The sequence below is a fragment of the Acidovorax sp. 106 genome, assembly GCF_003663825.1.
Lineage (GTDB): Bacteria > Pseudomonadota > Gammaproteobacteria > Burkholderiales > Burkholderiaceae_C > Acidovorax.
On record NZ_RCCC01000001.1, the window covers coordinates 140,061 to 166,812 of the forward strand.

Annotated in this window: 13 protein-coding genes (1 of these 13 running past the window's edge); all 13 read right to left on the bottom strand. The window is 69.6% G+C overall.

Annotated elements, in window-relative coordinates:
* Positions 1-2,627, bottom strand: partial view of a non-ribosomal peptide synthetase gene (locus C8C98_RS00670; protein WP_121452725.1) — the 5' portion only. Its footprint begins 781 nt before the window's first position; only the first 2,627 of its 3,408 coding nucleotides appear in the window; the start codon lies at positions 2,625-2,627; its stop codon lies off the left edge, out of view.
* Positions 2,624-7,258, bottom strand: a complete 4,635-nt coding sequence (locus C8C98_RS00675) for a type I polyketide synthase (RefSeq protein WP_121452726.1) — start codon at positions 7,256-7,258, stop codon at positions 2,624-2,626. Before C8C98_RS00675 ends, C8C98_RS00670 begins: the two co-directional genes overlap by 4 nt.
* The gene (locus C8C98_RS00680) at positions 7,255-15,240 is read right to left on the bottom strand and encodes a non-ribosomal peptide synthetase/type I polyketide synthase (RefSeq protein WP_121452727.1); all 7,986 of its coding nucleotides are present in this window, start codon (positions 15,238-15,240) and stop codon (positions 7,255-7,257) included. The genes C8C98_RS00675 and C8C98_RS00680 overlap by 4 nt, the downstream gene beginning before the upstream one ends.
* Complete coding sequence (locus C8C98_RS00685) at positions 15,237-17,363, bottom strand: AMP-binding protein (protein WP_158600121.1); 2,127 nt, start codon at positions 17,361-17,363, stop codon at positions 15,237-15,239. Before C8C98_RS00685 ends, C8C98_RS00680 begins: the two co-directional genes overlap by 4 nt.
* 100 nt (positions 17,364-17,463) lie before the next feature.
* Positions 17,464-19,608: a TonB-dependent receptor gene (locus tag C8C98_RS00690; protein WP_121452729.1), complete on the bottom strand. Its 2,145-nt coding sequence runs from the start codon at positions 19,606-19,608 to the stop codon at positions 17,464-17,466.
* Between the two features lie 154 nt (positions 19,609-19,762).
* Positions 19,763-20,557 (bottom strand): outer membrane lipoprotein-sorting protein, encoded by a 795-nt coding sequence (locus tag C8C98_RS00695; protein WP_158600122.1) that lies wholly within the window; start codon positions 20,555-20,557, stop codon positions 19,763-19,765.
* A gap of 84 nt (positions 20,558-20,641) precedes the next feature.
* Positions 20,642-21,121, bottom strand: a complete 480-nt coding sequence (locus C8C98_RS21725) for a helix-turn-helix domain-containing protein (protein ID WP_158600123.1) — start codon at positions 21,119-21,121, stop codon at positions 20,642-20,644.
* Between the two features lie 312 nt (positions 21,122-21,433).
* Entirely contained in the window at positions 21,434-22,357 is a 924-nt protein-coding gene (locus C8C98_RS00705) for an AraC family transcriptional regulator (RefSeq protein ID WP_158600124.1), read from the bottom strand.
* 48 nt (positions 22,358-22,405) lie between these two features.
* On the bottom strand, positions 22,406-22,705 hold the full coding sequence (locus C8C98_RS22220; protein ID WP_370450292.1) for a hypothetical protein: 300 nt from the start codon (positions 22,703-22,705) through the stop codon (positions 22,406-22,408).
* Positions 22,706-22,792: 87 nt separating this feature from the next.
* The gene (guaA, locus tag C8C98_RS00715) at positions 22,793-24,409 is read right to left on the bottom strand and encodes a glutamine-hydrolyzing GMP synthase (protein WP_121452734.1); all 1,617 of its coding nucleotides are present in this window, start codon (positions 24,407-24,409) and stop codon (positions 22,793-22,795) included.
* 12 nt (positions 24,410-24,421) lie between these two features.
* Positions 24,422-24,856 (bottom strand): type II toxin-antitoxin system VapC family toxin, encoded by a 435-nt coding sequence (locus C8C98_RS00720; RefSeq protein WP_121452735.1) that lies wholly within the window; start codon positions 24,854-24,856, stop codon positions 24,422-24,424.
* Positions 24,853-25,110, bottom strand: coding sequence for a type II toxin-antitoxin system Phd/YefM family antitoxin (locus tag C8C98_RS00725; protein ID WP_121452736.1), 258 nt, complete (start codon positions 25,108-25,110; stop codon positions 24,853-24,855). The genes C8C98_RS00720 and C8C98_RS00725 overlap by 4 nt, the downstream gene beginning before the upstream one ends.
* A gap of 94 nt (positions 25,111-25,204) precedes the next feature.
* Complete coding sequence (guaB, locus tag C8C98_RS00730) at positions 25,205-26,680, bottom strand: IMP dehydrogenase (protein WP_121452737.1); 1,476 nt, start codon at positions 26,678-26,680, stop codon at positions 25,205-25,207.
* Positions 26,681-26,752: the final 72 nt, after the last annotated feature.

The following is a 26,752-nucleotide window of genomic DNA, read 5'->3' on the forward strand; positions in this document are numbered from 1 at the left end:
CGCTCGGCCGTCTTGTCGGCATCGCCCCAGTAGCCGCGCGCCAGTCCGTCGCCGCCGATGTACAGGCGCCCGACCGCATGCTCGGGACAGGGCTGAAGCGCGTCGTCCAGCACCTGGATGGTCTGGTTGACCAGTGGCATGCCGTAGGGGATGCTGCGCCAGCCCGGGCGCACCTCGGACACCGGGTACTGGATGGACCAGATGGCCGCCTCGGTGGCCCCGCCCAGGCTCAGCAGCGCGGCGCTGGGCGCGGCCTGGGCCACGGCCCCGGGCAGGTCCAGCGGGATCCAGTCGCCGCTGAGCAGCACGGCACGCACCCCGTCCAGCGCGCCGGGCGCATGGCGGTGGGCCAGCAGCATCTGCATCAGCGCCGGCACACTGTTCCACACCGACACGCCGTGCTCGCGCAGGCACTGCCACCAATGGGCGGGGTCGCGCTCATGCCCGGCCTGCGGCATGACGATGGCGGCGCCCGCGGCAAGCGTGCCGAAGATGTCGAAGACCGACAGGTCGAAGCTCAGCGAGGAAAGGGCGAACACCCGGTCCTCGGCATCCAGTTGGAGCCGGGCCTGCAGGTCCAGCAGGGTGGTGCGCACCGCACCATGCTCCATCATCACGCCCTTGGGGCGGCCGGTGGAGCCCGAGGTGAAGATCACATAGGCCAGGTCGTCGGCGCGGCAGGGCCAGGTCCGGAGCTCGACCTCCGGACCTGGCACGGCATCGGTGACCACCAGCCGCTGCAGCGCGGCCGGCCACTGCAGGGCGGCGTCGGCGCGTGCGTCAGTCACCACCCAGGTGGCGCCGGTCTGCTGCAGCAGTTCCTCGCGGCGCGCCTGCGGCAGCTCGGGGTCGATGGGCACATAGGCCGCACCGCTCATCTGGATGCCCAGCGCGGCCACCACCTGGCGCCAGCCCTTGGCGCAGCTGATGGCGACCAGCCGGTTCGGCGCGGCGCCGCCCTCGCGCAGCACCTGGGCCACGGCCTGGGCGCGCCGCGCCAGCTCGCCGTAGGCGATGCGCGTCTCGCCATCGATCACGGCGACGGCCTCGGGCTGGCGCGCGGCCTGGCGCAGAAAGGCCGCGTACAGGGGTTCGTCGGACTCGGCCGCCAGCGCATCGTCGCGCGTGGCGTTGTACTGCCGGCGGCGCTGCTGCTGGTCCGCAGGCAGCGCCACCGGCAGCTCGCGCTGCCAGGCCGAGGCGTCGTCGGCCAGCTGGCGCAGGCTGTCGGCATAGGCCGCGAACATGGCCTCGATCAGCCCCAGCGGGAAGGCCTCGGCCACATGGTCCCAGTGGATGCACAGGCCGCCGCCCTCCTCGTAGACCTGGTGGTCCAGCAGCACCTGGGGGGTCTGCGTGATCGAGTAGGCCAGCCGTCCCAGCTGTTCGCGCCCGGTATCGAGCTGCTCGCTGACGTCGCCCACCTGCAGCGCGCTGGTGAAGACCACCGGCATGAGTTTCTGGCCCTGGCCCGGCGAGCGCCCGGCCCAGTCCTGCAGCACGCGCACGCCGCTGTAGACGCGGTGTTCGAGGTCGTCGAGAAAGCGCTCCTGAATGCGCCGGGCGCGAGCCGCGAACGAGGGGTCCTGGCCGTCGGCCAGCGCCTCGACGCCCAGCAGCAGGGTCGCGGTGAAGTCGCCCACGATGTCGTTCATCTCGGGGTGCCAGGGCTGGCGGTTGAACAGCGTCAAGTTGAGCGTGAAGCGCGGATCGCGGCTCCAGCGCCGCAGCACATGCGAGAAGGCGGTCAGCAACGCCACCGTGGTGGTCACGCCGATGGCGCGCGACTGCTGGCGGATGGCCTGCCACTGCGGCGCGGCCAGCGCCAGGCGCAGGCGCGTGAAGTGCGGCTGGCGCAGCTCGCCCAGCTCACGGGCCAGCGGCAGGGCCGGGGCCGGCGCCAGCGTCTCCAGCCGCTGCTGCCAGTGGCGCTGCGCGCGCGCATGGGCCTCGCCGCCTTCCTGGGCCTTGAGGGCCAGCACGTAGTCGCGAAAGCTCAGCGTGGTGCGCGGCAGCCGCAGCTGCGGGTCGCGGTAGCAGCGCAGCAGCTCGCCCTGGAAGATGAAGTTGCTGTAGACGTCGGAGACGATGGCGTCGAAGCTCCAGTGGATGCGCTGGCGCTCGCCGTCGATCAGGCTGACGCGCACGTCGAACAGCGGCCAGCGGTCGGCCGGGCGCACCTCGTGCGACATGTGCTCGCGCAGCGCCAGCAGCGCCTGCTCGCGCGCCGCCGCCTCCAGGCCGCGCAGGTCCTGCACCGCCACCTCGAACGGCGGCACCTCGGCCAGGGTCTGCTGGCGGCCGCTGTCGTGGACCACCGTGCGCAGCATGTCATGGCGCGCGATGACCTGTTGCCAGGCCTGGCGGTAGCGCTCCACATCCAGGCCTTCGATTTCGAATTCGAGGTAGGCATGGCTGGAGACATTGCCCAGCAAGAAATGGCGGTTGCGCCCCAGCAGGTAGCCCTGCTGTATGTCGGTCAGCGGATAGGGGTCATGGCGGTGGGCGGTGTCGGGTTCGATCTGCGGCACGGCGCTGGCGGCCGGAGCCGCCATGGCGACCCCTTCGCCGCGCAGCAGCCGTTCCATGAGTGCGCGTTGCTGCGCGTCGAGACGGTGGGAGCTCATACGGGGACCTCTTCGGAAAGCGCCAGCGCGACCTGCTCGGGCGACATGCCGCGCACCTGCAGGTACACGGCCGCCACGCGTTCGGTCAGCCCGGGCCGGGCTTCATGGTTGGCGATGTGGCGCGCGATGCGCGCGATGGTCTGCTCGGCGAACAGGGTCCGCACCGGCAGGTCGAATTGCAGGGCCTCGCGCATCTCGGCCATCAGCGGCAGGGCCAGCATGGAGTCGCCGCCCAGGGCCAGGAACGCGTCGTCCGTGCCCACGCGCTCCAGTCCCAGGCGCTCCTGCCACAGCAGGGCCAGCACGCGCTCGGTGGCGCTGGCCGGCGCCACATAGGCCGGGCCGTCCAGCGGCCGCGCAAGGGTGGCGTCGGCAGCGTCACGCCGCAGGTCGGCGTTCTCGAACAGCGCCAGCGCCTGGCCCGTGGCCTCGGCGCGCGCGGCCAGCAGCGCCGGGAAGTCGGCCGTGGAAACCACGACTTGCGGCAGGCCGGCGCGCAGCACGCGCTCGAAGCAGCCGGGCGCCTCCTCGGGCAGGATGCCAGTCTCGATCGCGCCACCGGTGATGCGGTGGTGGCGCTCGGCCAGCCCAAGGATCATTCCGACCTGCAGCCAGTAGTCCCAGTTGACGCTGTGCACCACACCCGCGCGCAGCGGGCCGGCCTGCGCATAGGCGTCGAGGAAGGCATTGGCGGCCGTGTTCTCGGCCTGGCCCAGGGTGCCGGCCAGCGCGCCCAGCGAGGAGCACAGCAGCATGAAATCCAGTGCCGGTGAACCGAACAGCTCGGCCAGCAGGCGGGTGCCGCCGACCTTGGCGCGCAGATTGCGCGTGTCCCCGGCGCTGCCTTCCAGCTGCATCAGCCCGCCGCCGGCCACGCCGGCCGCATGCACGATGCCATGCACCACGGCGCTGCCGAAGCGCTCGGCCAACTGCGCCTGCACGGCCTGCATGCGGTCCCGGTCGGCCATATCGGCCTGCACCGCCTCGACCTCGGCGCCCAGGGCCTCCAGCGCCTGGATCTGGCGGATGCGCGCCAGCGTGGCGGCATCGCCGCCCTCTCCGGCCAGCAGCGCCGGCCACTGGTCGCGCGGCGGCACGGCGCTGCGTCCCAGCAGCACCAGGCGCGGCTGCCGGGCCTGGCGCGCCAGCCACTGGGCGGCCAGGCCGCCGATGCCGCCGAAGCCGCCACTGACCAGGTACAGGCCCTGGTCGCGCAGCGCCGGGCGCTGCGGCCGGGCCACCGCCGGCGGCAGGGCCAGGGGCTCGACGCCGAAGCGCCAGCGCCGCCCCTGGCGCCAGGCCAGCGACAGCAGGTTGCCGGTGCGGGCCGGGGCGGTGTCGATATCGCGCATCAGGCCGTCGATCCAGGCGCCGGGCCGGGGCTGCTCCTCCAGGTCGATGTGGACAAAGCCCTGCGCGGGAAACTCATAGGGCCAGGTGCGGCAGGCGCCAAGCACGGTGGCCTTTTCGGGCAGCAGCCGCTCCTGACCAGTCACGCCGAACACCTGGCTGGACAGCACCACGATGCCGGTGCCCGCGCCCGACAGCCCGTGGGCCGACAGCGCGCGTGCCAGGCACAGCAGCGCAGCATGGCAGCGCTGGTGCGCGGGCCCGGCCAACACGTCGTCGTGCGCGCCCGGCGCGTCCAGCGGCGCCAGCGCCCAGGCATGGACGATGCGCGCCGGCGGGCCATAGTCGGCCAGCGCGGCGGCGAACAGGCGGCGGTGGTCCTCGTCGCTGTCGGGGCGCACGCGGTAGTGCGTGGTGCTGACGCGCTCCCAGGCCGCGCCGGCTTCGACGTGCAGCACGGTATGGCCTTCTCCACGGCGGGCCGCATCCAGCGCGTCCAGCCAGTCGCCTTCCACGCCGAACAGCCATTCCACACCGCGCGGCGCCGGCGTGTCGGCCGGCGCTGCGGGCGCCTGGCGCCAGGACGGCGCGTAGAACCAGCGGTCGATGTCGCTGCGCTTGTCCAGCGCGGCTGCTGCCGGTGCCACGGCACGGCGCTCCAGCCAGTGGCGCTGGCGCTCGAAGGGGTAGCCGGGTAACGCCACGCGCCGTGCCACCGCGCCGGACAGCAGCTGCGCGCTCTCCACGGCAGTGCCTGCGCACCACAGCGCACCCAGGGCCTGGGCAAAGGCGCGCGCGTCGTCTCCGGCCTTCTCGCCGCCGTGCAGGCTGGCCAGGATGCAGTGGCTGCGGCGCGCCAGCGCATGGCGCCTGGCCAGCGTCGCCAGCCCACGGCCGGGGCCGAGTTCGAGCAGCGCATGGCGACCGCCGTCCAGCAGCACCGCCACGCCGTCGGCGAAGCGCACGGTCTCGCGCATGTGCCGCACCCAGTAGTCGGCGCTGGTGGCTTCTTCGGCCGTGATCCAGGTGCCGCTGAGGTTGGACAGAAAGGGCACGGTGGGTGCCTGCAGCGGCATGGCCGCGACGGCGGCCCGGAAGGCGTCGAGCACCGGGTCAAGCAGGGCCGAGTGCGCGGCGCGGTCCACGCCCAGGCGCTGCGTGACCACCTTGTCCCGGCCCAGCGCGCCCTCGAAATCGGCGATGTCGCGCACCGCACCCGACACCATACACATGCGCTCGGCATTGACGGCAGCGATGGACAGGCCGGCCGGCAGCCGCTCGCGCAGCGCGGGCTCGTCCAGGCTCACCACCAGCATGGCGCCCTCTTCGGTGCCGCGGATCAGTTCGCCGCGCAGCACCACGAGTTCGAGCACCTGCTCCAGCGTGAACACCCCGGCGGCCCAGGCGGCGGCGTATTCGCCGAGGCTGTGCCCGATCAGGCAGGCCGGCTGCACGCCACGGCTGCGCCACAGCTCGGTCAGTGCGATCTCGACCGCGACCACACAGGCCATGCCGAAGGGCGCATCGGCGAGGTCGGCCACGACCCCTGCATCGGCCGCGTCGGCCGCACCTCCTTCGCCATCCGCCAGCAGCGCCCTGCGGATGTCGCGCCCCAGCCGCGGCTGCAGCAGCGCCGCGCAGTGGTCGATGGCCTCGCGGTAGACCGGCGCCTGGCGGTACAGGGCCGCGCCCATGCCCGCATGCTGGGCGCCGATGCCGGGGTACATGAAGGCCACGGCCTGCGGCGCCTCGGCGGCGGCGGCGCGCCCGGGCTTGCGCAGCTGGCCGGCCAGGTCGGCCACGCTGTCGAAGGCCAGGCTGCGGCGGTGGCGGAAGGCCTTGCGACCCAGGGCCAGGGTGAAGGCGATGTCGGCCGGCCGCAGATCGGGCCGGGCCTGCAGGTGGTCGGCCAGGCGCTGCGCCATGCGCTCCAGCGCCTCGGGGCTGCGTGCCGACAGCACCGCCAGCTGCATGCCGTCGGCTTCAGGCAGGAGCGGCAGGGCCGGCAGCGGCGGCGCCTCTTCGAGCACCACATGGGCATTGGTGCCGCCGATGCCGAAGGAGCTGACGGCGGCGCGGCGCGGCGCATCCTGGCGCGGCCATTCGCGCGCCTGGGTAAGTACCTCGAACGGGCTGGCCGCCAGGTCGATGGCAGGGTTCGGGCGCCGGTAGTGCAGCATCGGCGGCTGGGTGGCGCGCTGCAGCGCGAGCGCGGCGACGATGCTGCCAGCCACGCCGGCGGCGGCGCCCAGGTGGCCGACATGGCTCTTGAGCGAGCCCAGCGCGCAGCGCTTGGGCCCCTGCGCGCCATAGACCCGGGACAGCGCCGCGAACTCGATGGGGTCGCCCACCGGCGTGCCCGTGCCATGCGCCTCAATGTAGCCCACCGATTCGGCGTCGATGCCAGCCATGGCCAGCGCCTCGGCCAGCACCTCGGCCTGTCCTTCGACGCTGGGGGCCGCGTAGCCGACCTTGCGCGCGCCGTCGTTGTTGACCGCGAAGCCGCGCACCAGGGCGACGATGGCATCGCCGTCGCGCAGCGCGTCCTCGGTGCGCTTGAGCACCAGCACGCCCAGGCCGCTGCCGTGCACCACGCCGGTGGCATCGGCGTCAAACGCGTGGCAGGCGCCATCACGCGACATGCCGCCTTCCTGGTAGTCGCGGTAGACGCGCTGCTGCGGCACGTTGAGGCCAGCGCCACCTGCAATCGCCATGTCGCACTGCAGGTCCAGCAGGCTCTGGCAGGCTGTGGCGATCGCCACCAACGAGGTCGAGCACGAGGTGGACACGCTGACCGCCGGCCCGCTGAAGCCCAGCTTGTGGGCCACGCGTGAGGTCAGGTAGTCCTTGTCGTTGGCGATCATTGCCTCCAGGTAGGTGTCGATGGCCTCCAAGTCGAAGTGGTCCGCCACATTGAACAGGTAGTTGTTGAAGTTGGCGCCCGCATAGATACCTACATGGCCGGGGCAACGGTCGGGCACATAGCCAGCGTCTTCGAGCGCATGCCACACCACTTCGAGGAAAAGCCGGTGCTGCGGGTCCAGCAGGCTGGCTTGGCGCGGCGGCACCTCGAAGAATTCGGCCGCGAAGTCCTCCATGCCCTGCAGCAGGTAGCCCGATCCCGGCGCCTCGCCGCCGCCGCGCACGTCGCGGCCCGCGCAGACATGGCGCCACAGCGTGTCCACGTCGTCAGCGCCCGGAAAGCGGCCGGCCATGCCGATGATGGCGACCGTGCCGTTCAATGAGGTAAATTGGTAGCTTGCGCTGTGCTCTGGAGTCATGGCAGCAATGAAAGGTGGATGGAGGGGAGCGCACCGGTGGCGCCGGTTGGCAGGGAATCGGAAGGCCTGGGCGTCGGTACGCCGGGCGTCGCCACGCCCCGGTGCAGCGCGCGCCGACGCTCGCCACGCGAGGCGGCGGCCGGCAGCGCGCCACCGCTGAGCGGCGGCGCGGCACCGGGCTGCAGGTGCGCGGCCAGGGCCTCGACGGTGGGGTGCTCGTAGAGCGTCACCACCGAGGCCAGCTGCGGATAGGCCTGGTGCAGGCGCACGAACAGTTCGGTGGCCAGCAGCGAATTGCCGCCGGCCTCGAAGAAGTTCTCGCCCAGGCCCACGCCCGGGCGCTGCAGCAGTTCGGCCCAGAGCGCGGCGATGTGCTGCTGCACGGCATTCATGCGCTGCGGCAGGGCCTGGCCCGGGGCCGGCCGGGCCTGCGCGGTCTGGGCCAGCGCCAGCGCGGCGATGGCACGGCGGTCCACCTTGCCGTTGGCCGTCAGCGGCAGCGCCGACAGCGGCAGCCAGACCGCGGGCCGCAGGGCCGGCGGCAGCGCCGCGGCGGCGTGGCCGCGCAAGGCCTCGGCCTGCAGCGCCAGGCCGGCATGGGCCACCCAGGCGGCGGCCAGCTGGCGGCGTGCGCCCTCGCCGGCGATGACCACCACCGCCGCCGCCACGCCCGGGTGGCGCAGCAGCGCGGCCTCGACCTCGGCGGGCTCGATGCGCACACCCGAGATCTTGACCTGCCGGTCGCGCCGGCCCATGAATTCGAGCGTGCCGTCGACGCCGTAGCGGCCCAGGTCGCCGGTGCGATACATGGGCTCGCCGGTGCGCGGATGGCGCAGGAAGGCGGCGGCGCTGCGCGCTGGGTCGCCCACATAGCCGCGCGCCACGCCGACGCCGCAGACATGCATCTCGCCGACCACGCCGTCGGGCCGCTCCTCCAGCAGCGCGTCCAGCACGTGGTAGCGCGTGTTGGCGATCGGCCGGCCATAGGGAATGCTGCGCCAGTGGGGCGCGACGTCCTCGACGGCATGCATCACGTTCCACAGCGTGGTCTCGGTAGGGCCGCCCACGCTGACTACCTGGGCGGCCGGGCTCAGCTGCCGCAGCCGCTCCGGCAACGTGAGCGCGATCCAGTCGCCGCCCAGGAACACCGTGGCCAGCCGGGCGCAGGCCTGGCGCGCCAGGGCCTCGTCGGCACGGGCATGGCTGAGCAGCATCTCCAGCATGGCGGGAACGCTGTTCCACACGCTGACACCATGCGAGCGCATCAGCTGCAGCCAGTGGCCGGGGTCCCTGGCGCCCGCCGGCTCGGGCATGACGATGGCCGCGCCCACGCTCACGGCACCGAACAAGTCGAAGCAGGCCATGTCGTGGTGCAGCGGCGTGAGGGCCAGGAGGCGGGCCTGGTGGTCGATGCCAAAGCGCTGCAGCGTGTAGTCGATGGCGTTGACCAGGCCCGGCTCGCCGATGCGTGCGCCCTTGGGCTCGCCACTGGAGCCGGAGGTGTAGATGATGCAGGCTAGGCCGTCGTGCGGGCGCACGGGCCAGTCCGTACCGGCGTCGCTGTGCGCCAGGCGATCTTCGATAACCAGCTGCGGCAGCCCCAGGCCGGCCGGATCCGCGAGACCGGCCGGCCCCTGCGCACGCACCAGCACCAGGGCCGCGCCCGCATCGGCCAGCATCCAGGCTAGGCGTGCGGCCGGCAGGTCGGCATCGAGCGGCAGCACCACGGCGCCGGCCGCGAGCACGGCGAGCACGCCGGCCACCTGCTGCCAGCCCTTGGGCATGACCACCGCCACCACGGGCGCCGGCGAAGGGTCCGGGCGCCGGTCCAGGGCCTGCAGGATGCGCGCGGCGATGTCGCGCACCTGGACATGCAGCTCGCCATAGCTCATGGCCGCGCCCTGGCCCAGCACGGCGGGGCGCTCGGGATGCTGGCGCGCGCTGCGCACAAAGCGCTCATGCAGCCGGTCCGGGGCCAGCGCGGCGACCAGGCCGTTGACGCGCTCGCGCACCTGCGCCTGCGGCGGCGGTAAGGGCAGCGGATCGATGGCGGTCCAGGCCGCGTCGTCGCTGGCCAGCCGCTGCAGCAGGCCGACATAGGCGTCGAACAGGGTGTCGAGCAGGCCCGGCGCGAACTGCGCCTGCAGCGCGTCCCAGAACACGAATAGCCCGCCGTCACGCAGGTGGTACTGGCAGTCGATCCAGACCTGCGGGGTCTGCGTGATGAAGTCGTTGACGCGCCCGTCGTCGCCCCAGGCGTCGAGCAGGCCGATGTGCTCGCCGTCCAGCGCCTCCTCAGGCATGTTGGTGAACACGAAGGGCATCAGCACGGGCGCGCCTGCGGCGGCCGGCTCCGCCCCGTTCTCCAGGGCCTGCAGCTGGTGCAGGCGGTTGAGTTCGCGCAGCAGGGTGACGCCGGCCACGGGCAGGCCTTCCATGTCTTCCCACAGCTGCGCCTGCAGGCCGCGCGCCTGTGTGGCGAAGTCCTCGCCCGCCCGGCGGCGCACGGCCAGCAGGGTGAAAGAGGCAAACTCGCCCACCAGGCGCGGCACGTCCGCGTGCAGCGGCTGGCGGTTGAAGCGCGGCACGTTGAGCGTGAGATCGGTGGACTCGCTCCAGCGGCTGAGCACCCGCCCGTAGGCGGCCAGCATGGCCGTGGCCGCCGTCAGCGAATGGCGCGCCGCGCGCTGCTGCAGGCCGGCGAAGACGGTGCGGTCCAGCTGGCGCTGCCAGCGGCCGAAACCGGGACGCGCGCCGGCCACTTCCGCAGCCGGGTCGCCGGCCAGGCCGCTGGCCTCGCGCAGGGGCAGGCGCGGCGGCGGCGGCAGCTGCGGCAGGCGCTGCTGCCAGCGCTGCAAGGCCTGGGCATGGGCAGGCCCCTGTTCGAGCGCGCGCAGCCCCAACACATAGTCGCGAAAACCCAGTCCCAGCGGGCGCAGCGCCGCCTGCGGATCGGTGTAGAGCCGGTGCAGCTCATGGAACAGGATCTGGTAGCTCCAGCCGTCCAGGCACCAGCCGTCGAGGCTGAAATGCAGGCGCGAGACGGCCTCGGGCAGGTGCGTCACGCGCAGCTCAAACAGCGGCCAGCGGTCCAGCGCCGCATTGCGGTGCGACAGCGCGGCGCGCACCGAGGCCAGGTGGGCCTCGCGCTGCGCCGCATCGACGCCGCTCGCGTCGTGGCAGACCAGCACCACGGCCGGCACCTCGGCCAGCACCTGCTGGGAACCGTCGGGCCGCGCGATGGCGCGCAGCATGTCGTGGCGCGCCACCAGCGCGTTCCAGGCGCGCTCCATGCGCGCCACGTCGAGCGCCGGCACATCGAGCTCCAGATACATGTGGATGGCGACCCGCCCGCCAGCCACAGCCGCATGGCGCCCCAGCCAGTAGGCATGCTGCATAGGCGTCATGGGGAAGGGCTGGTGGCGCTGCGCGGGCTCGGGCACCAGCACAGGCAGGGCCATGGCGGCGGGGCGCAGCGCCGCCAGCGCGGCCTGCCAGGCCTCGAAGGCGCCCTCCTCGCGCGCCAGCGTGGCCAGAAACTGGTGACCTGGCGGCGCTTCGCCCGCACGCCCGGCGTTGGCCTGGTTACCGGATTCAGCAACGACTTCCTGGGCCAGCCCGGTCAGCGCGCTGCGCGGGCCGATCTCAATGAAGCGCCCGGCCCCCTCGTCCAGCGCCAGCCGCAGCGCATCGGCGAACTGCACGGTGGCCTCGACATGGCGCACCCAGTAGTCGGCGCAGGCAATATCGTCGCCGGCGCGCCGGCCGCTGACGGTGGAGATCAGGGCGCGCTGCGGCCGCTGGTAAGTCAACGTGCGCGCCACGGCCGCGAAGGCCTCGCGCATGGGCTGCATGGACGGCGAATGGAAGGCATGGCGCACGCCCAGCGGCTGGCAGACCAGGCCGGCCTGCCTCAGCACCTGCACGCAGTCCGCCAGCGCACTGCGCTCGCCCGACACCACCACCTGACGCGGCGCGTTGACGGCCGCCAGCGACAGCTGCGGCCAGCGCGCCAGCAAGCCGTCGAGGGCTTGGGGCGCGGCGAACACTGCGCACATGCCGCCGTCCTCGGGCAAGGCCTGCATGAGGCGCGCCCGCGCCATCACCAGGCGCAGCGCGTCGGACTGCGAGAACACGCCTGCCAGGCAGGCGGCGGCGAACTCGCCCACGCTGTGCCCGATCAGCAGGTCGGCACGCACGCCCTGAGCCTCCCACATGCGGGCCAGCGCCAGCCCGATGACGAACAGCGCCGGCTGCGCCTCGCCGGTGTGGGCCAGCGCCTCGGGATCGGTGCTGAACAGGCGCTCGCGCAGGTCCAGGCCGAACTCCGCTTGCAGCTGGGCGCAGCAGGCATCGACGGTGCGGCGAAAGCCCGGCTCGCCGGCATAGAAGCTGCGGCCCATGCCAGCATGGATGGAGCCCTGGCCGCTGAACAGGAAGACGGTGCGCGGCGCGGCGCCGATCGCGGCGGACGCGGCCAGCCCTGCGGGCATCGGCACGGGAACCAGTGCCTGCAACTGCGCATTGAGCCAGGCGCACAGCGCGTCCAGGCTGGGCTGCTCGAACAGCAGCGTGGGGGCCGTGCGCAGGCCCCAGGCGGCTTCCAGCCGCTGGCGCACCAGCACCGACATCACGGAGTTGAGCCCCAGCTCGAACAGATTGGACGCCTCCTCAATGCGCGCCACTGGCAGCTTCATGGCCTCGGCCAGGGTCCGGGCCAGCCAGTCGCGGAGCTCGCCGGCCGGTCGCGTGGCGCAGGGGGCGGTGGCCGGGGCATCGGCCAGCTCAGCGGGTTCGGCCGGCCCGGCAGCCAGCCGCTCGAACAGCGTGGCCGCTCCCTGCTCGCGCCGGTGGCGCACAAAGCGCGGCCAGTCGGCCGAGACCAGGGTGGCCACGGCATCGGCCGCGCCCGCCGCCTGGCGGATGCTGGCCATGAGCGCGGGCAGGCGCATCGGCGCGATACCGATGGCGTCCAGCACGGCGGCGTCGCCGTCGCTCATCAGGCCGGCGATCTCCATCCGGCCCAGGCGCAGGGACAGGGCCGCCAGCCCCTGGGCGCGGCGCTGCGCGGCGATGGCGTCGAGGCAGGCATTGGCCGCGCCATAGGCCGCCAGCGTGCGCATGCCCCACAGCGCGGTGACCGAGGAGCACAGCCAGAAGAAGTCCAGCGCGGCAGCGCGGCTGAGCCGGTCCAGATGGCGCGCGCCGTCCACCTTGGCGCGCCAGCCGGGGCCCCAGGCGCCGTTCCGGCCCAGTTCCGACAGGCCGGCCCGGTCGAGCGCGCCTGCCGCATGCACGATGCCCTTGAGTTGGCGGCCGTCGTGCGCCAGTTGGGCCAGGCAATCCGCCACCGCATCGGCCCGGGACACATCCAGGCCCAGCACGTCCACGGCCACGCCGCGCGCCCGCCAGGCGGCCACGCGCCCGGCGCAGGCCGCGTCGCGCAGCAGGCGCTGCGGGCCTTCGCGCGAGGCCAGCACTAGGTGGCGCGCGCCGGCTTGCACCAGTTCCTGCGCCAGCGCCATGCCCAGCGCGCCCAGACCGCCGGTCAGCAGATAGCTGCCGGCCGGGTCGCAGGCGAAGGCCGCATCGCCGGCTCGCTGGGGCACGGCTTCGAGCCGTGGCACCTCGATGGCCCGGCCCGCTTCGCGGATGGCGAACTCGTCTTCCGCCGTGACGGTGGCCAGGCAGGCGGCCAGTTGTTCAAACGGGCGGCTGTCTTCGCCCGCCGGCAGATCGACCAGGCCACCCCAGCGCGTACCGAGTTCCAGCCGCAGCGAACGGGCCAGGCCCCAGATCGCGGCACCGTGCAGGTCCGAGGCCTCGGCGGCTGCGGTACCGTCAGTGGCGCCATTGGCGCCGAAAGCCTGGCGGGTCACGACCCACAGCCGCATCGCGGCGGGCCGGGCCTGCACCCATTGCGCCACGGTGGCCAGTTCGTCCAGCGTGGCCTCCAGCGTCTGCCCTTGGGGTGCGAGCCAGATGCAGTGACCGGAGTGACCGGCGTGGCCGTCCTGCGGCAGCGACTGCGCCGTGCCCTTCGCCAGCCCAGCTGCGCCCTGCGCCTGCAGGACACGGGCCAGCGCCTGGGCCTGGGCGGTGTCGGCCCCTAGCAGCAGACAAGCCGGCAGTTGGGCGGATGGCGTGGCGCTCCACGGCTGCCACCGCAGTGCATATGAGAGATCGCCGCCTGCGGCCTGCACGCTGCCATCGCCCGTGAAGGCCCATTGGCGCGCCAGCCAATGGCGCTCGCGGGCAAAAGGATAGCGCGGCAGGGCGCAGCGGCGGCCCTGGTGGCCCGGGAAGCAGGCGGACCAGTCCACGGGCTTGCGGCGCAGCCAGGCCTGGCCGGCATCGCGCAGCGCGGCCGGCAAGGCGCCGGCGTCCAGCGCGGCCGCATCGGTCCACACGCCGGCGGCTGCGGCCGGGGCGAACAGCCAGGCGTCGAGCCGCGCCACGGCCTGCGCCGGGCTGTCGGCCGCCAGCAGCAGGCGCTGTGGCAGGGCCTTGCGCCCGGTGGCGGTGCTGAAGCACAGCGTGCACAGGTCCGTACCGGCGCCCTCGGCCATGCAGTCGCGGTAGCGCCGGGCCAGCGTCTGCAGGGCCTCGGGCGTGCGCGCCGACAGGGGCAGCAGGCACAGGGCCGGGGGGGTGCCGGCGGGCGGCTGCGCCGCCGCATCGGCGGGGGCCTCTTCGAGCACCATGTGCACATTGGTCCCGCTCAGTCCGAAGGCGCTGACCGCCGCGCAGCGCGGCGCGCTCCAGTCCTGGCGCTCGGTGAGCACGCGCACGGGGATGCGGTCCCAGGGCACATGCGGGTTCAGCCGCTGCACATGCAGGCTGGCCGGCAGTTGCCGGTGCTGCAGCGCCGCGCACAGCTTGAGCAGACCGGCCATGCCGGCCGCCGCCTCCAGGTGGCCGATGTTCGACTTGACGGAACCGATCCACAGCGGCTCGGACGCCACGCCGCGCGCCGGTCCGTAGGCGCGCGCCAGCGCGCCTACCTCGATGGGATCGCCCATCAGCGTGCCCGTGCCATGGGCCTCGACATAGCTGACCTGGGACGGCTGCAGCGCCGCATCGCGCAGCGCGGCGGCGATCACGCGCTCCTGCGCCAGCCCGTTGGGCGCCGTCAGGCCATTGCTGGCGCCATCGTGATTGACGGCCGAGCCACGGATCACGGCAATGACGGGATCGCCCGCGCGCTGCACGTCCGCCAGCCGCTTGAGCACCACCAGGGCCACACCCTCGCCGCGCGCATAGCCGTCGGCTGCGGCATCGAAGGCGCGGCAGCGCTGGCTGGGCGACAGCGCGCGCAGGCGGCTCAGCGCCACCATCGGGGCCGGCGACAGCAGCAGGTTGACGCCACCGGCGAGCGCGCAGTCGGTCTCGCCGCTGCGCAGGCTGCGGCAGGCTTGGTGCACGGCCAGCAGCGAGGACGAGCAGGTGGTGTCCAGCTGCATCACCGGCCCCTGCAGGTTCAGGTGGTAGGCCACGCGGCCTGCCGCCAGCGAGCGCATGCCGCCGAGCTGCTGGTGCATGGAGGCCGCCGGCAGCTCGTGCATCTGCATCGACAGCTGCGCATAGTCGTCCGAGCACAGGCCGACGAACAGGCCGGTGCGGGCGCCGAAGACTGCATCGGGCGCCAGGGCGGCCGACTCCAGCGCATGCCAGGCGGTCTCCAGCAGCAGGCGATGCTGCGGGTCCATGGCCGCCGCCTCGTCGGGCCCGATTCCGAAGAAGCCGGCATCGAAGCGGTCGACCTCCGCGACAAAGCCGGCCTGCGCGGCATAGCTCTTACCGGGCGCGTCGGGGTCCACATCGAAGAGGGCCGCATGGTCCCAGCGCTCCTGGGGCACGGGCCCGAGCGCATCGCGCCCCTCGCGCAGCAGGGCCCAGTAGCTTTGCAGGTCGTCCACACCGCCGGGCAAGCGGCAGGCCGCTCCAACGATGGCGATGTCTTCGTCGCGTGGGGGCGTCATGCGGGCACTTTCACGCGCAGTGCGCGGGGATAGGGATGCAGCTGTGTCGCCAGATGCGCCGCCAACAGGGCCGGCGTCGGGTAGTTCCAGGCGACCTCGGTCTCGAGCTCGATGCCGCGCCACTGCGCCAGCGCGTGGACCATGCGCACGGTCAGCGCCGAGTCCATGCCGTAGGCGGAAAAGCTCAGCTCGGCGTCGAAGCCCGCGCCGTCGACGTCGCAATGCGACTGCAGCCACTGCTGCAGCCATTGCAGCGTGGCCGCTTCGCCGGACTGCGGCAAGTCGGCGGCAGGCAGGCCCAGCGCGCCATAGCGACGGCTTTGCTGGCCGGCGCCGGCAAACAGCGCCTGCTGCACATCGACCTCGCCACGGCGCCATGCGTAGCAGCACTCCAGCCGGCCTTCGAGGAACAGCGTGCGGCACAACTGGCGCTGCACCTTGCCGCTGGTGGTCTTGGGCAGATGGGCTTGCACGATGAGGCACAGCGCGAACAGCTGCAGCTCGTGCTGGGCCGCCACCGCCTCTCGCACCCGGCGCAGCAGCGCGGCGCCATCGGCATGGCGCGCATGGCTGCGGCGCAGTTCCTGCACGACAACCAGTTGCTCCTGGCCGCCGGCCATCACGGGGAAGGCGGCGCAGCCGTCGGGCACGAAGGCGGCATCGCAGCGAGCCACGCTACGCTCTATGTCCTGCGGCGCGTGGTTGACGCCCCGGATCACCAGCATGTCCTTGATGCGGCCGACGATATAGAGCTGACCGGCCCCATCATGGCCTTCATCGACGAAGCCCAGGTCGCCGGTGCGCAGATACGGCGTGGTATCGCCGGCGTCCGGCGCCAGGCGCGCCTGGCAGACATCCAGGCTAGCCTGGGTCTGCCCCCAGTAGCCGTCCGAGACGCTGGCGCCGGCAAACCACAGCTCGCCGACTTCGCCGGCCGCGCACGGCTGCAGGCTGCTGGGGTCCACGACACGCAGGCGATGGTCTGGCATCCAGGGGCCGCAGCCCGCCAGCCAGCAGTCGTCGTCGGCGCATTCCAGGCCGAGCTGGCCGGGCTGTGCGCGTTCAAGCACCTGGGCATGGCCGCGCTGCAGGGCCGCCGCGTCCACGCGCAGCAGCGGCGTGGGGCCGGGGTGGGCGCTGGCGACCACCAGCGTGGCCTCGGCCAGGCCGTAGGAGGCGCTCAGCGCCTCGGCGCGCAGGCCGCAGCCGGAGAAGCGGCGGGCAAAGGCGTGCAGCGTGGCCGGGCGCACGGGCTCGGCGCCGCTCCAGGCGACCTGCCAGCTGGTCAGGTCCAGCCCCGCCAGCTGCGTGTCGTCGATGTCGCGAAGGCAGGCCTCGTAGGCGAAATTGGGGGCGCCGCTGTTGCTGCCGCGGTAGCGCGTGATGGCCTCCAGCCATCTGGCGGGCCGCTGGATGAAGGCGGCCGGCGGCATCAGCACCAGCTCGGCGCCCACATACAGCGACTGCAGGATCTTGCCGATCAGCCCCATGTCGTGGAAATGCGGCAGCCAGCTGACGATGACGGACCCGGCATTGTTGCCCCAGCGCGACTGGATCATGGCCTCGTTGGCCAGCAGGTTGCGATGGGACACGCGCACGCCCTTGGGCGCACCAGTGGAGCCGGAGGTGTACTGCAACAGCACCAAGTCGTCGCCGCGCGCGGCGACAGGCGACAGCGCCGTGTGGCAGCTGTCCTCGGCGACCCAGTACAGAGCTCGCAGCGGTGCGCTGGCCGCGAAGGCTGGCGCCAGGCGCGCCTGCAGCGCAGGATCGCCCAGCACGCAGCCGATCTGGGCGTCCTGCGCGATGTGCTCGTACCAGCGCAGGCTGCGGTTGAGCTTGGGCAGCGGCACGGGCACCGCCACGATGCCGGCCTGCACGCAGGCCCAGAAGGCCACCACGAAGTCGATGCCAGCGTCATACATCAGCAGCGCGCGGCTGCCCGGCGCATGCCGGGCAGCCAGCGCATGCGCCAGGCCTGCGGCGCGGGCCTGCAGCGCCTCGTAGGTGACCGCCTCGGTCTGTTCCTCGCCCTGGCGCAGAAAGCGCAGCGCGGTCTTGCCAGGGGTGGCGGCGACCCGATCGAGCAGGACACTGCCCAGGCCTTTGTCTGCATTAGACATTCCTGTTTCTCCGTCGTGTTGGGATAAGAACTTCAGACCGGGCTGCGGCACAGGGCCGTAGCCCATCGCCGAGCCCGCCGTGCGGGGGCCTCAGCAGCGGTCAGAACTTGACAGCCACGTCGATACCCAACGTGCGCGGTGCACCGAAAGCAACCTGGGAGGTCAAGGTCAGCGGGTTAACCCCAGCGTCGCGTATGTACTTTCGGTCGGTCGCGTTACGCACCCACATGGAGGCCGACCAGCGCTTATCCTCAATACCCACACGCAGGTTCAGCAGGCTAAAGGCTTGACCTTTCAACTGGTTGGCGGCGTCGTAGTAAATGGATCCGACATGACTGACTTCGACCTGTCCGACCAGTTTCAGACCATTACTCAGCAGATGGCGCTTTTGGATCGCCGCAGAGAAGATGCTGCTTGGCACGAAGGGCACCCGATTGCCCGCATAGTCTGTGCCGGCGAGCACATCGGTATAGGAGCGGAACTTGGCATCCAGGTAGCTCATTGATCCGGACAACCGCCAACCGCCGGGCAGCAAATAAGCTGCGTCGAACTCCAGGCCCTGGTGGCGGGACTTGCCCGCGTTGCGGGTGACTTCGGTACCAACGCCCAGCGACTGGCCGATCTGCTGGTTGTCGATGTTGGAGCGGAAGACGGCCGCATTGAACTGCAGCCGCTTGTCCTGCGACACCAACTTCAAGCCGGCCTCGTAGTTGATATTGGTCTCGGGACCGTAGGCGCGGTCAGCCTCACTGAGCACGACAGTGTTGAAGCCGCCGCTGCGGTAGCCCTTAGCCACGGTGCCGTACAGCAGCGTGCCGTCGGCGGGTTTGAACATCGCGCCAACCTTGGGCGCAGTCTGCGAGAACGAGCGCCCATGACCCTGCCATGGCGTATTCGCGACCGGCATGGAGCCCATGAAGGAGGTGGACTCGGCGCCATAAGAAACCGTCTCGCGCTCATGGCGCAGGCCAGCCTGAACGCCCCAGTACGGCATGAACCAGTACTCGACATTGCCGAAGAAGGCCGTGCCGCGCGTGCGGTACATGCTGCCGGTCAGCGTATCCACGCCCATGGGCACCATGGCCAGCCGGTCGTTGCCCTGGCGCCGGTCGTTGAACAGGAAGACGCCGCCCAGCCAGGACAGACCGATATTTTCGGCCGTGCGCGAACTCAGGCGCAGCTCCTGCGTCCACTGGCGCTGCTTGACGGAGTAGACGTCGTTGGCCACCGGCTGGGGCGTGCCATCAAACTCTCCGGTGAAGGTGTACTTGTTGTCGCGCAGGCCGGTGATCGAAGTCAGGGTGAAGCGATCAGCGTCGTAGCGCACGCGCAGCGAGGCGCCGCGCAAGTCCTTGTCGTCGCGGCCCGGGAAATCGTAGGCCACGCGGTGGGGAACGGTGTCTTCGAGCCGGCGGCCGGTGGCCAACGCCTTGTCGTAGTAGCCGTCGCGGATGCGCGACACATCCAGGCCCAGCGTGATATCCAGACTATCGCTAGGCAGATAGCGCAGCCTCAATCGCAGGCCGCGCTCGTCCAACGGATCAGCATCACGCCCCAGAAATGTGTTCTTGGTGTATCCGTCGCGCTCAATGGTGGCAGCGGAAATGCCCAGAAACAGATCCTGCTGATTGAGCGGCACGTTCAGATCGGCGCTAGCCTGGCGCAGGCCGTGGCTTCCCACCGTGAAACGCGTCTCGCCACGCAACTGGGCATCGGGCTGGCGCGTCACGATGTTGAGCACTCCCCCCATGGTGTTGCCTCCGTACAGCGTGCCCTGCGGCCCGCGCAGCACCTCCATGCGCTCGATGTCGAACAGCTGCAGATTGGCGGGGAAGGCGAAATGGTCCAAGTAGGGTACGTCGTCCACATACAGCCCGACGCCGGGCGTATTCAGCCGCTGGCCGATGCCCCGGATGGACAGCAGCGGCGTACTGCCCCCCTGCAGATTATGCAGGTTGCCAATGCGGCCTACCAAGTCGCTCGTGCTCGTGATGCCCTGCTCTTTCGCATCGGCACCGCTGAGCACATAGACGCTGGCTCCCACGCTCTGGTTGTCCTGCAGCACCTTCTGTGCCGTGATTTGCACGTCAGGCAGGCTCTGCTCCACGGCCACCTGTTCGGCCACCTCCTGCGCCCGTACCACGGCCGCCGACGTGGCCAGCAAGGCCAGCAGGGACAGCGCAAGCGGCTGCATGCGCAGGCCGCTGTTCGGTCGAGCGGCGCGCCCGGATTTCTTCTGCTTCATCTTTTCTCCTCACCACACAGATTGCACATCAATTGCGAACAATTCTCAATCAATGCCAATTGTGCTCAGAGGACCGCGGCTGCAAAAGGACAGAGCACGCGGCAGGCGGAGAGTTGGTGTCGGTCGGCGGACTTTTGGTAGCGACAGCCACCTTTCAGCGCAGGCTGGCGTGCTCGAACAGCCGCGCGGCCAGGCCGCCATTGATGCGCGTCTCCTGGGCCAGCAAGGTGGTGCGCGAACGGCCGTCGGCCGAGGTGACCACGGTCCGGGTGCGGCTCCAGACATCGCCGAAGCGCTGGAAATCCAGGTAGCTGGCGGTCTTGACCAGTTGGCCCGCACGGTCCATGTACTCGACCTTGACTGGCAGCCACAGGTCCTCGCGCACCCAGGTCACGCGCAGCGCGTACTCGGAGACGTCGCTGCGCACCGGCCGCGACTCGATCACCTGGCAGATCGCCTCGCCACAGGCCTCGCTGCGCAGCCATTGGTGCGCATCGTCGTCCACGCTGCGGTCCTGCAGGTCTTCATTGAGCAGATCGCTGCGCATGAAAGAGCCGCGCCGCGCGCTGCCCGCGATGCGGCGCACGATGCGCTCGCTGGGCAGGAACATCCACATGTCGTCGTCGCGCGCGATGTCGTCGTAGTTCCAGGTCAGGTACTTGATGCCGCGCGCATCCGAGGGCTCGTGAAAGACCAGCAGGCCCCGGCTTTCGTCGGCCAGGCGCATGGAGTAGCTCTCCAGCCCGCGGCGCAGCACCACGCCGTCGCGCTCTATGGTCATCAGGTAGCGGCGGTAGACGTCGCGGTGGGTGTCGGCCTGGCGCGCGCGCTGCACGATGTCGCGCCCGCTGGGCGCGGCTTGCACCGGGGAGGCCGCCCTGGCGGTGGCCGGTGCTGCGGCGGGCACACCCTGGGCCTGGGCGAGCGGCCCTGCCGCGGCGAGCAGCATGATGGCAAGGGTCTGGCGAAGTGGTTTCTGGCAGAGGCTGAGCATGGCTTCCTTATGGGCGGGCGCGGCAAGTGCGCCTGGCGATTATTCGCGGGGGGGCATGCGGCCAGTGTTCTGCGCGGCTCCATCAGGGACCTGAACCGCTTCGCGCAAGGCGCGCGGCTCCTTGCCGAAAAGCAGGCGGCAGGCCGCCGCGAAATGCCCGCCTGCAGCCAGACCCACGCTGTTCGCGATGTCGGCGATAGGCAGCTTGGTCTGCTCGATGAGCCGCCGCGCCTCGATCAACCGCTCGCGCCGCAACCAAGCATAGGGCGGACTGCCGAAGGCGACAGGAAAGGCCCGCTTGAGCGCAGCCGGGCTAAGCCCCACCTCTCGGGCCAGGGCCTCGATGCCGGGCGGGTTCTGCATGCGCATGCGCAGGATGGCGGCGGCACGCAGCAGTCGGTCGTCGGGCGCCGGGGTCCGGCTGGCGGCAGGAGCAGTCAGCAAGCGAATGGCCTCGAAATGGCAGCCCAGGACACTGGCCGCACCGGACTGCACCGACAAGGCCGTGATGCGCTCCATAGCCACCGCCGATTCTGCGTCGACCGCACACAGCCCCCCAGAACCCGACAGCGATTCGTCGTCGAAGCGTGGGCAACCCGGGGTATCAATCAGAACGGCATCAAGAGTGTCATGCGTGGCTACTGCAGTAACTTGTTGCCCCCGCCCAATCCAGGCTTGGCCAGCAGGTACGGCCGCTCCATCCACAAGTAGCACGCCGGCACGCACGTACAGCGCGACCAAGCCAACACAATCGAGCAACCCACTGCCCGGTGCAGACAAGATTCGCAGCCTCAATCCACTAGGCAAGAGTCGCGTGAAATGCATGCCGACTCAGCCACCGTAGCGGCCCGGCACAATGCCAAAGCGCTCTCGGAAATGGCGAGCAAAATGCCCGGCCCTGGTGTAGCCCACCGACAGCGCGGCCGCCTTGACCTGCTGGCCCTCGATCAGCGCGCAGCGCGCGGCCTCAAGGCGCAGCGCTTTGACATAGCTGTAGACACCGCAGCCGAAAATCTGACTGAATGCCAGCTTCAGGCGCGAGCCGGACAAGCCGACCTCGCGCGCAATTTCGTTGACACCGGGCGGATCCTGCAGCCGGTTTGCCAACCGCGATGCCGCATCTAACGCCCTTTCGATTTCGATAGGTGCCAGCTTGCAACTGGCCGGTGTGCGGCGCTGGGCCTCTACGCGAGCAAACAGGTATTCCGACAGCAACTCCAGCACCATGGATTCACGGCGCAAGCGCTGCATGCTGGTCTGTCCCTGCTGGTTGACCAAAAGGCGGGCGTGACCGAGCATAGCCGGCGGCATGCCACCGACCTCGATCAGGGGCACATCGCTGCCTTCGACCGCGCTGACCCAGGCATTGGGCAACGACAGCTGCCAGGTTTCGGCCCAGGCCAGAACGAACTCGCGCGAGACCGACAGGTCCAGGGCAGCCAGCCGATGGCATTGCGACAGTTCGGTCGTCCAGCGCGCCTGCGGCAAAAACCAAGCAAACGCGGCACCAGCCCCGCCACGTAGTGAAGGCAGCGGTGACTCGGACTCAGCGCCGAGTTGCCCATCGACCACAAAGCATAGATTCACCAGACAGCTGGGCTGCTCAGAGGCAATGCGCGTGGGCCTGTGCAGGCTGCCCTGCGTCACACCCAGCAGCAAGCCGTCATCCAGCGCACACAGCCGCGTCGCGCCCTGTCCCATGTGCGATGGCCAGTGCATCACGTCGTCCTGGGACAACGAATGCGGATCGGGCATGTCGATCTCCATGAGATCCCCGGCGGTGCGTCGCACTTGCATCTTCTGTCAATCTGTCAGCGACATCAGTATTGAGAATGATTCTCTATCAATAATACCAAAACTCGCTGCGGCCGCAGGATGCAAGTCCGGGACGACGCCCCGCTGGCAGGCCCGGGTGAGGTATCGACAGCCGCCATGCCGATGCCAGAAGCATCCATGGACGAACAGCGCCGCCCTGTATTTCGGAAATACCGAGTCGGGAGAGACCGATTTGGTCTCGATAGTAAACAAGAAGGTCTTAATCCGGCCTCCGGTTTCTACCGTCACCTCTACCGTCAATCCGTTTCGCTGCCCGGCGATAGTCACCGATAGCTGTCGTGACGTATTTCCTTTTAAATCAATACGTTACGTCGGATTTTCGATAAGTAGCGATAGTCCCCGAAGGACCTGATTTCACTCCCACTCAATCGTCGCTGGCGGCTTGCTGCTCACGTCATACGTCACACGGTTGATGCCGCGCACTTCGTTGATGATGCGGCCCGACACCTTCTTGAGCAGCGCGTAAGGCAACTCTGCCCAGTCGGCGGTCATGAAGTCGCTGGTCTGCACGGCGCGCAGGGCCACCACGTAGTCGTAGGTGCGGCCGTCGCCCATCACGCCCACGCTCTTGACGGGCAGGAAGACGGTGAAAGCCTGGCTGGTGAGGTCGTACCAGGTCTTTCCGGTGGCTTCGTCTTTGAAGTTGCGCAGCTCTTCGATGAAGATGGCATCGGCGCGGCGCAGCAGGTCGGCGTATTCCTTCTTGACCTCGCCCAGGATGCGCACGCCCAGGCCGGGGCCGGGGAAGGGGTGGCGGTAGACCATGTCGGGCGGCAGCCCCAGGGCCACGCCCAGTTCGCGCACTTCGTCTTTGAACAGGTCGCGCAGGGGCTCCAGCAGCTTGAGGCCCAGTTGCTCGGGCAGGCCACCCACGTTGTGGTGGCTCTTGATGGTGACGGCCTTCTTGCTCTTGGCGCCGCCGGATTCGATGACGTCGGGATAGATCGTGCCCTGGGCCAGGAAAGTGGCCCCCTTGGCGCCATTGCCTGCCGCCTTGAGCTTGGCAGCCTCGGCCTTGAACACATCCACAAACAGGCCACCGATGATCTTGCGTTTTTGCTCGGGCTCGTTCACCCCGGCCAGCTTGCCCAGGAAGAGGTCGCTAGCATCCACGCGGATGACCTTGGCGTGCAGCTTGCCCTCGAACATGTCCATGACCATGTCGCCCTCGTTCAAGCGCAGCAGGCCATGGTCCACAAACACGCAGGTCAACTGGTCGCCAATGGCGCGGTGGATCAGCGCTGCGGCCACGGACGAATCCACACCGCCCGACAGGCCCAGGATCACTTCTTCGTCACCGACCTGCTCGCGGATCTTCTGGACGGCTTCTTCGATGTAGTCGCCCATGATCCAGTCAGCACGCGTGCCGCAGATGCCCAACACGAAGCGCTCCAGCAGCGCCTTGCCCTGCACCGTGTGCGTGACTTCGGGGTGGAACTGCACGGCGTAGTAACGGCGGCTCTCGTCGGCCATGCCTGCGATGGGGCACGAAGGTGTGGAGCACATCACCTTGAAGCCTGGGGGCAAGGCGGTCACCTTGTCGCCGTGGCTCATCCACACCTTCAGCATGCCGTGGCCTTCGGCCGTGGCGAAGTCCTCAATACCCTTGAGCAGCTCAGTGTGGCCGTGCGCGCGCACTTCGGCATAGCCGAATTCGCGGGTGTTGGAGCCTTCGACCTTGCCGCCCAGCTGCTGGGCCATGGTCTGCATGCCGTAGCAAATGCCTAGCACCGGAATGCCGAGTTCAAACACCGCATCCGGAGCCTTGTCATCCACCTCGTACACGCTGGCGTGGCTGCCCGACAGGATCACGCCCTTGAGCGAGCCGTCCTTGGCGTAGTCGCGCACCCATTCGTCAGTCACATCGCAAGGGTGCACTTCACAGTACACGTTGGCCTCGCGCACGCGGCGGGCAATGAGCTGGGTGACTTGCGAGCCGAAATCGAGGATGAGGATTTTCTGGTGTTGCATGGTGGTGTTCCGTCAAAGGCGGGAGAGGTCAAGAAGGGGGACACCGCTGCGCTGAGCGGCAGCGATCTGTTGGGGATCAAAGGTGGCCAGTGGCAGGCGCAACGAGCGGGCCAGCCACAGGTATGCCGCATCGAAAGTAGGCAGGCAGGTCTCCAGCGCCACATCCAGAACGGCCTTGTGCTGCGCGGGGGCCAGCTCGTGCAGCTCCACACGGTGGCGAATGGCTTCGAGCACGCTCCACAGGCCCTCGACGGATGCGGCGGGGATACGCCCACTGTTCACACCGCTGGCGAGGATGTTGTGGCACTCCCAGTGCCAGAGGTTGGGCGCCTGGGGCTCTACCTCATCGCGGCGGATCAGGGTGTACAGCCGGCGCGTGTGGTCGCTGGCGGCATCAGGCAACAGCCAGGCGGCGGTGACAGATGCATCGAGCACGAAAGCGGTCATGCGGCGCTCCGCCCTGTGTGGCGCAGAGCCTCCACCATCGACGACTCGGCAGGCTGGATGCTGGCATGCAGTGCGTCCATCTGGCCCAGCTCGCGGGCAATCTGCTCGTCCGAGATGACGGGACGGCGGCGTACAGGCAGCATGCGCACCACCTCTTTGCCGTGGCGAGTGATGCGCACCTCCTCGCCCTGCTCGACCAACTCGATCAAGGCAGAGAACCGGGTTTTCGCTTCGTAGATGCCGACGGACTGCATAAGTAAAAAAGTCTGGCCTGAATGGTGAATTCAGACCAGACTATATCAGTCTGACCAGATCTTTTCAATCTAGTCAGATTAGAAGCACCAAAGATCAATCTGCCCGGTAGTTAGGGGCTTCCTTGGTGATCTGTACATCGTGCACATGGCTTTCGCGGATGCCAGCGGTGGTGATCTCGACGAACTCTGCCTTGTTGTTCATCTCTTCGATGGTGGCGCAACCGCAGTAGCCCATGGAGGCGCGCACGCCGCCAGCCATCTGGAACACGATGGAGACCATCGATCCCTTGTAGGGCACGCGGCCTTCAATGCCCTCTGGCACCAGCTTATCGGCATTGGGGTTGCCGGTGGTCGATTCCTGGAAGTAGCGGTCGGCGCTGCCTTGCTGCATGGCGCCAATGGAGCCCATGCCACGGTAGCTCTTGTAGCTGCGGCCCTGGAACAGAATCACTTCGCCAGGCGCTTCTTCGGTGCCCGCAAACATGCCGCCCATCATGATGGTGCTGGCACCAGCGGCCAAAGCCTTGGCAATGTCACCGCTGTAGCGAATGCCACCGTCGGCGATCAGTGGCACGCCGGTGCCCTTGAGCGCCGTAGCCACATTGTCGATGGCCATGATCTGGGGTACACCCACGCCAGCCACGATGCGGGTAGTGCAGATGGAACCAGGGCCAATACCGACCTTGACGGCATCGGCACCGGCTTCGACCAGCGCCAGCGCTGCAGCGCCCGTGGCGATGTTGCCGCCAATCACATCCACTTGCGGGTAGTTTTGCTTGACCCAGCGCACACGGTCGATCACGCCCTTGCTGTGGCCGTGGGCGGTGTCCACCACAATGGCATCGACACCGGCGCGCACCAGCGCTTCAACGCGCTCTTCAGTGCCTTCACCCACGCCCACCGCCGCGCCCACGCGCAGGCGGCCTGCTGCGTCACGCGCTGCATTGGGGAAGCTGGTTTGCTTGGTGATGTCCTTCACCGTGATCAGGCCCTTGAGTTCAAAGGCATCGTTGATCACCAAGATGCGTTCGAGCTTGTGCTTGTTCAGCAACGCCTTGGCTTGCTCAGGCGTCGTGCCGTCTTTTTCGTTGACGGTGATCAGCTTCTCGCGCGGCGTCATGATCTGGTGGACCTTGACGTCGTAACGGGTTTCAAAGCGCAGATCGCGGCCCGTGACGATGCCGACCACCTTGCCACCATCGCACACCGGGAAGCCAGAAATACCCAGTTGCTCTGACAACTGCAGCACTTGCAGCACCGTGTGCTCGGGAGTGATGACCACAGGGTCACGCAGCACGCCGGACTCATAGCGCTTGACCTTGGCAACATGCGCTGCCTGCTCTTGCGGGGTGAGGTTTTTGTGAACGATACCGATACCGCCCTCTTGGGCGATGGCAATGGCCAAGCGCGCCTCGGTCACGGTGTCCATGGCGGCGGACACGAGTGGCAGATTCAGCTGGATATTGCGGGAGAGTTTCGTCGCGAGGGACGTGTCCTTGGGCAGGACCTGGGAGTACGCTGGCACCAGCAACACATCGTCGAAGGTGAGCGCTTTTCCAAGTAGGCGCATGAGAAGGCTCCAAAAGACGGATTGTACCCGCACTGCTTCGTGACACGCTGGCCAGAGCCCTACCATCCGTTG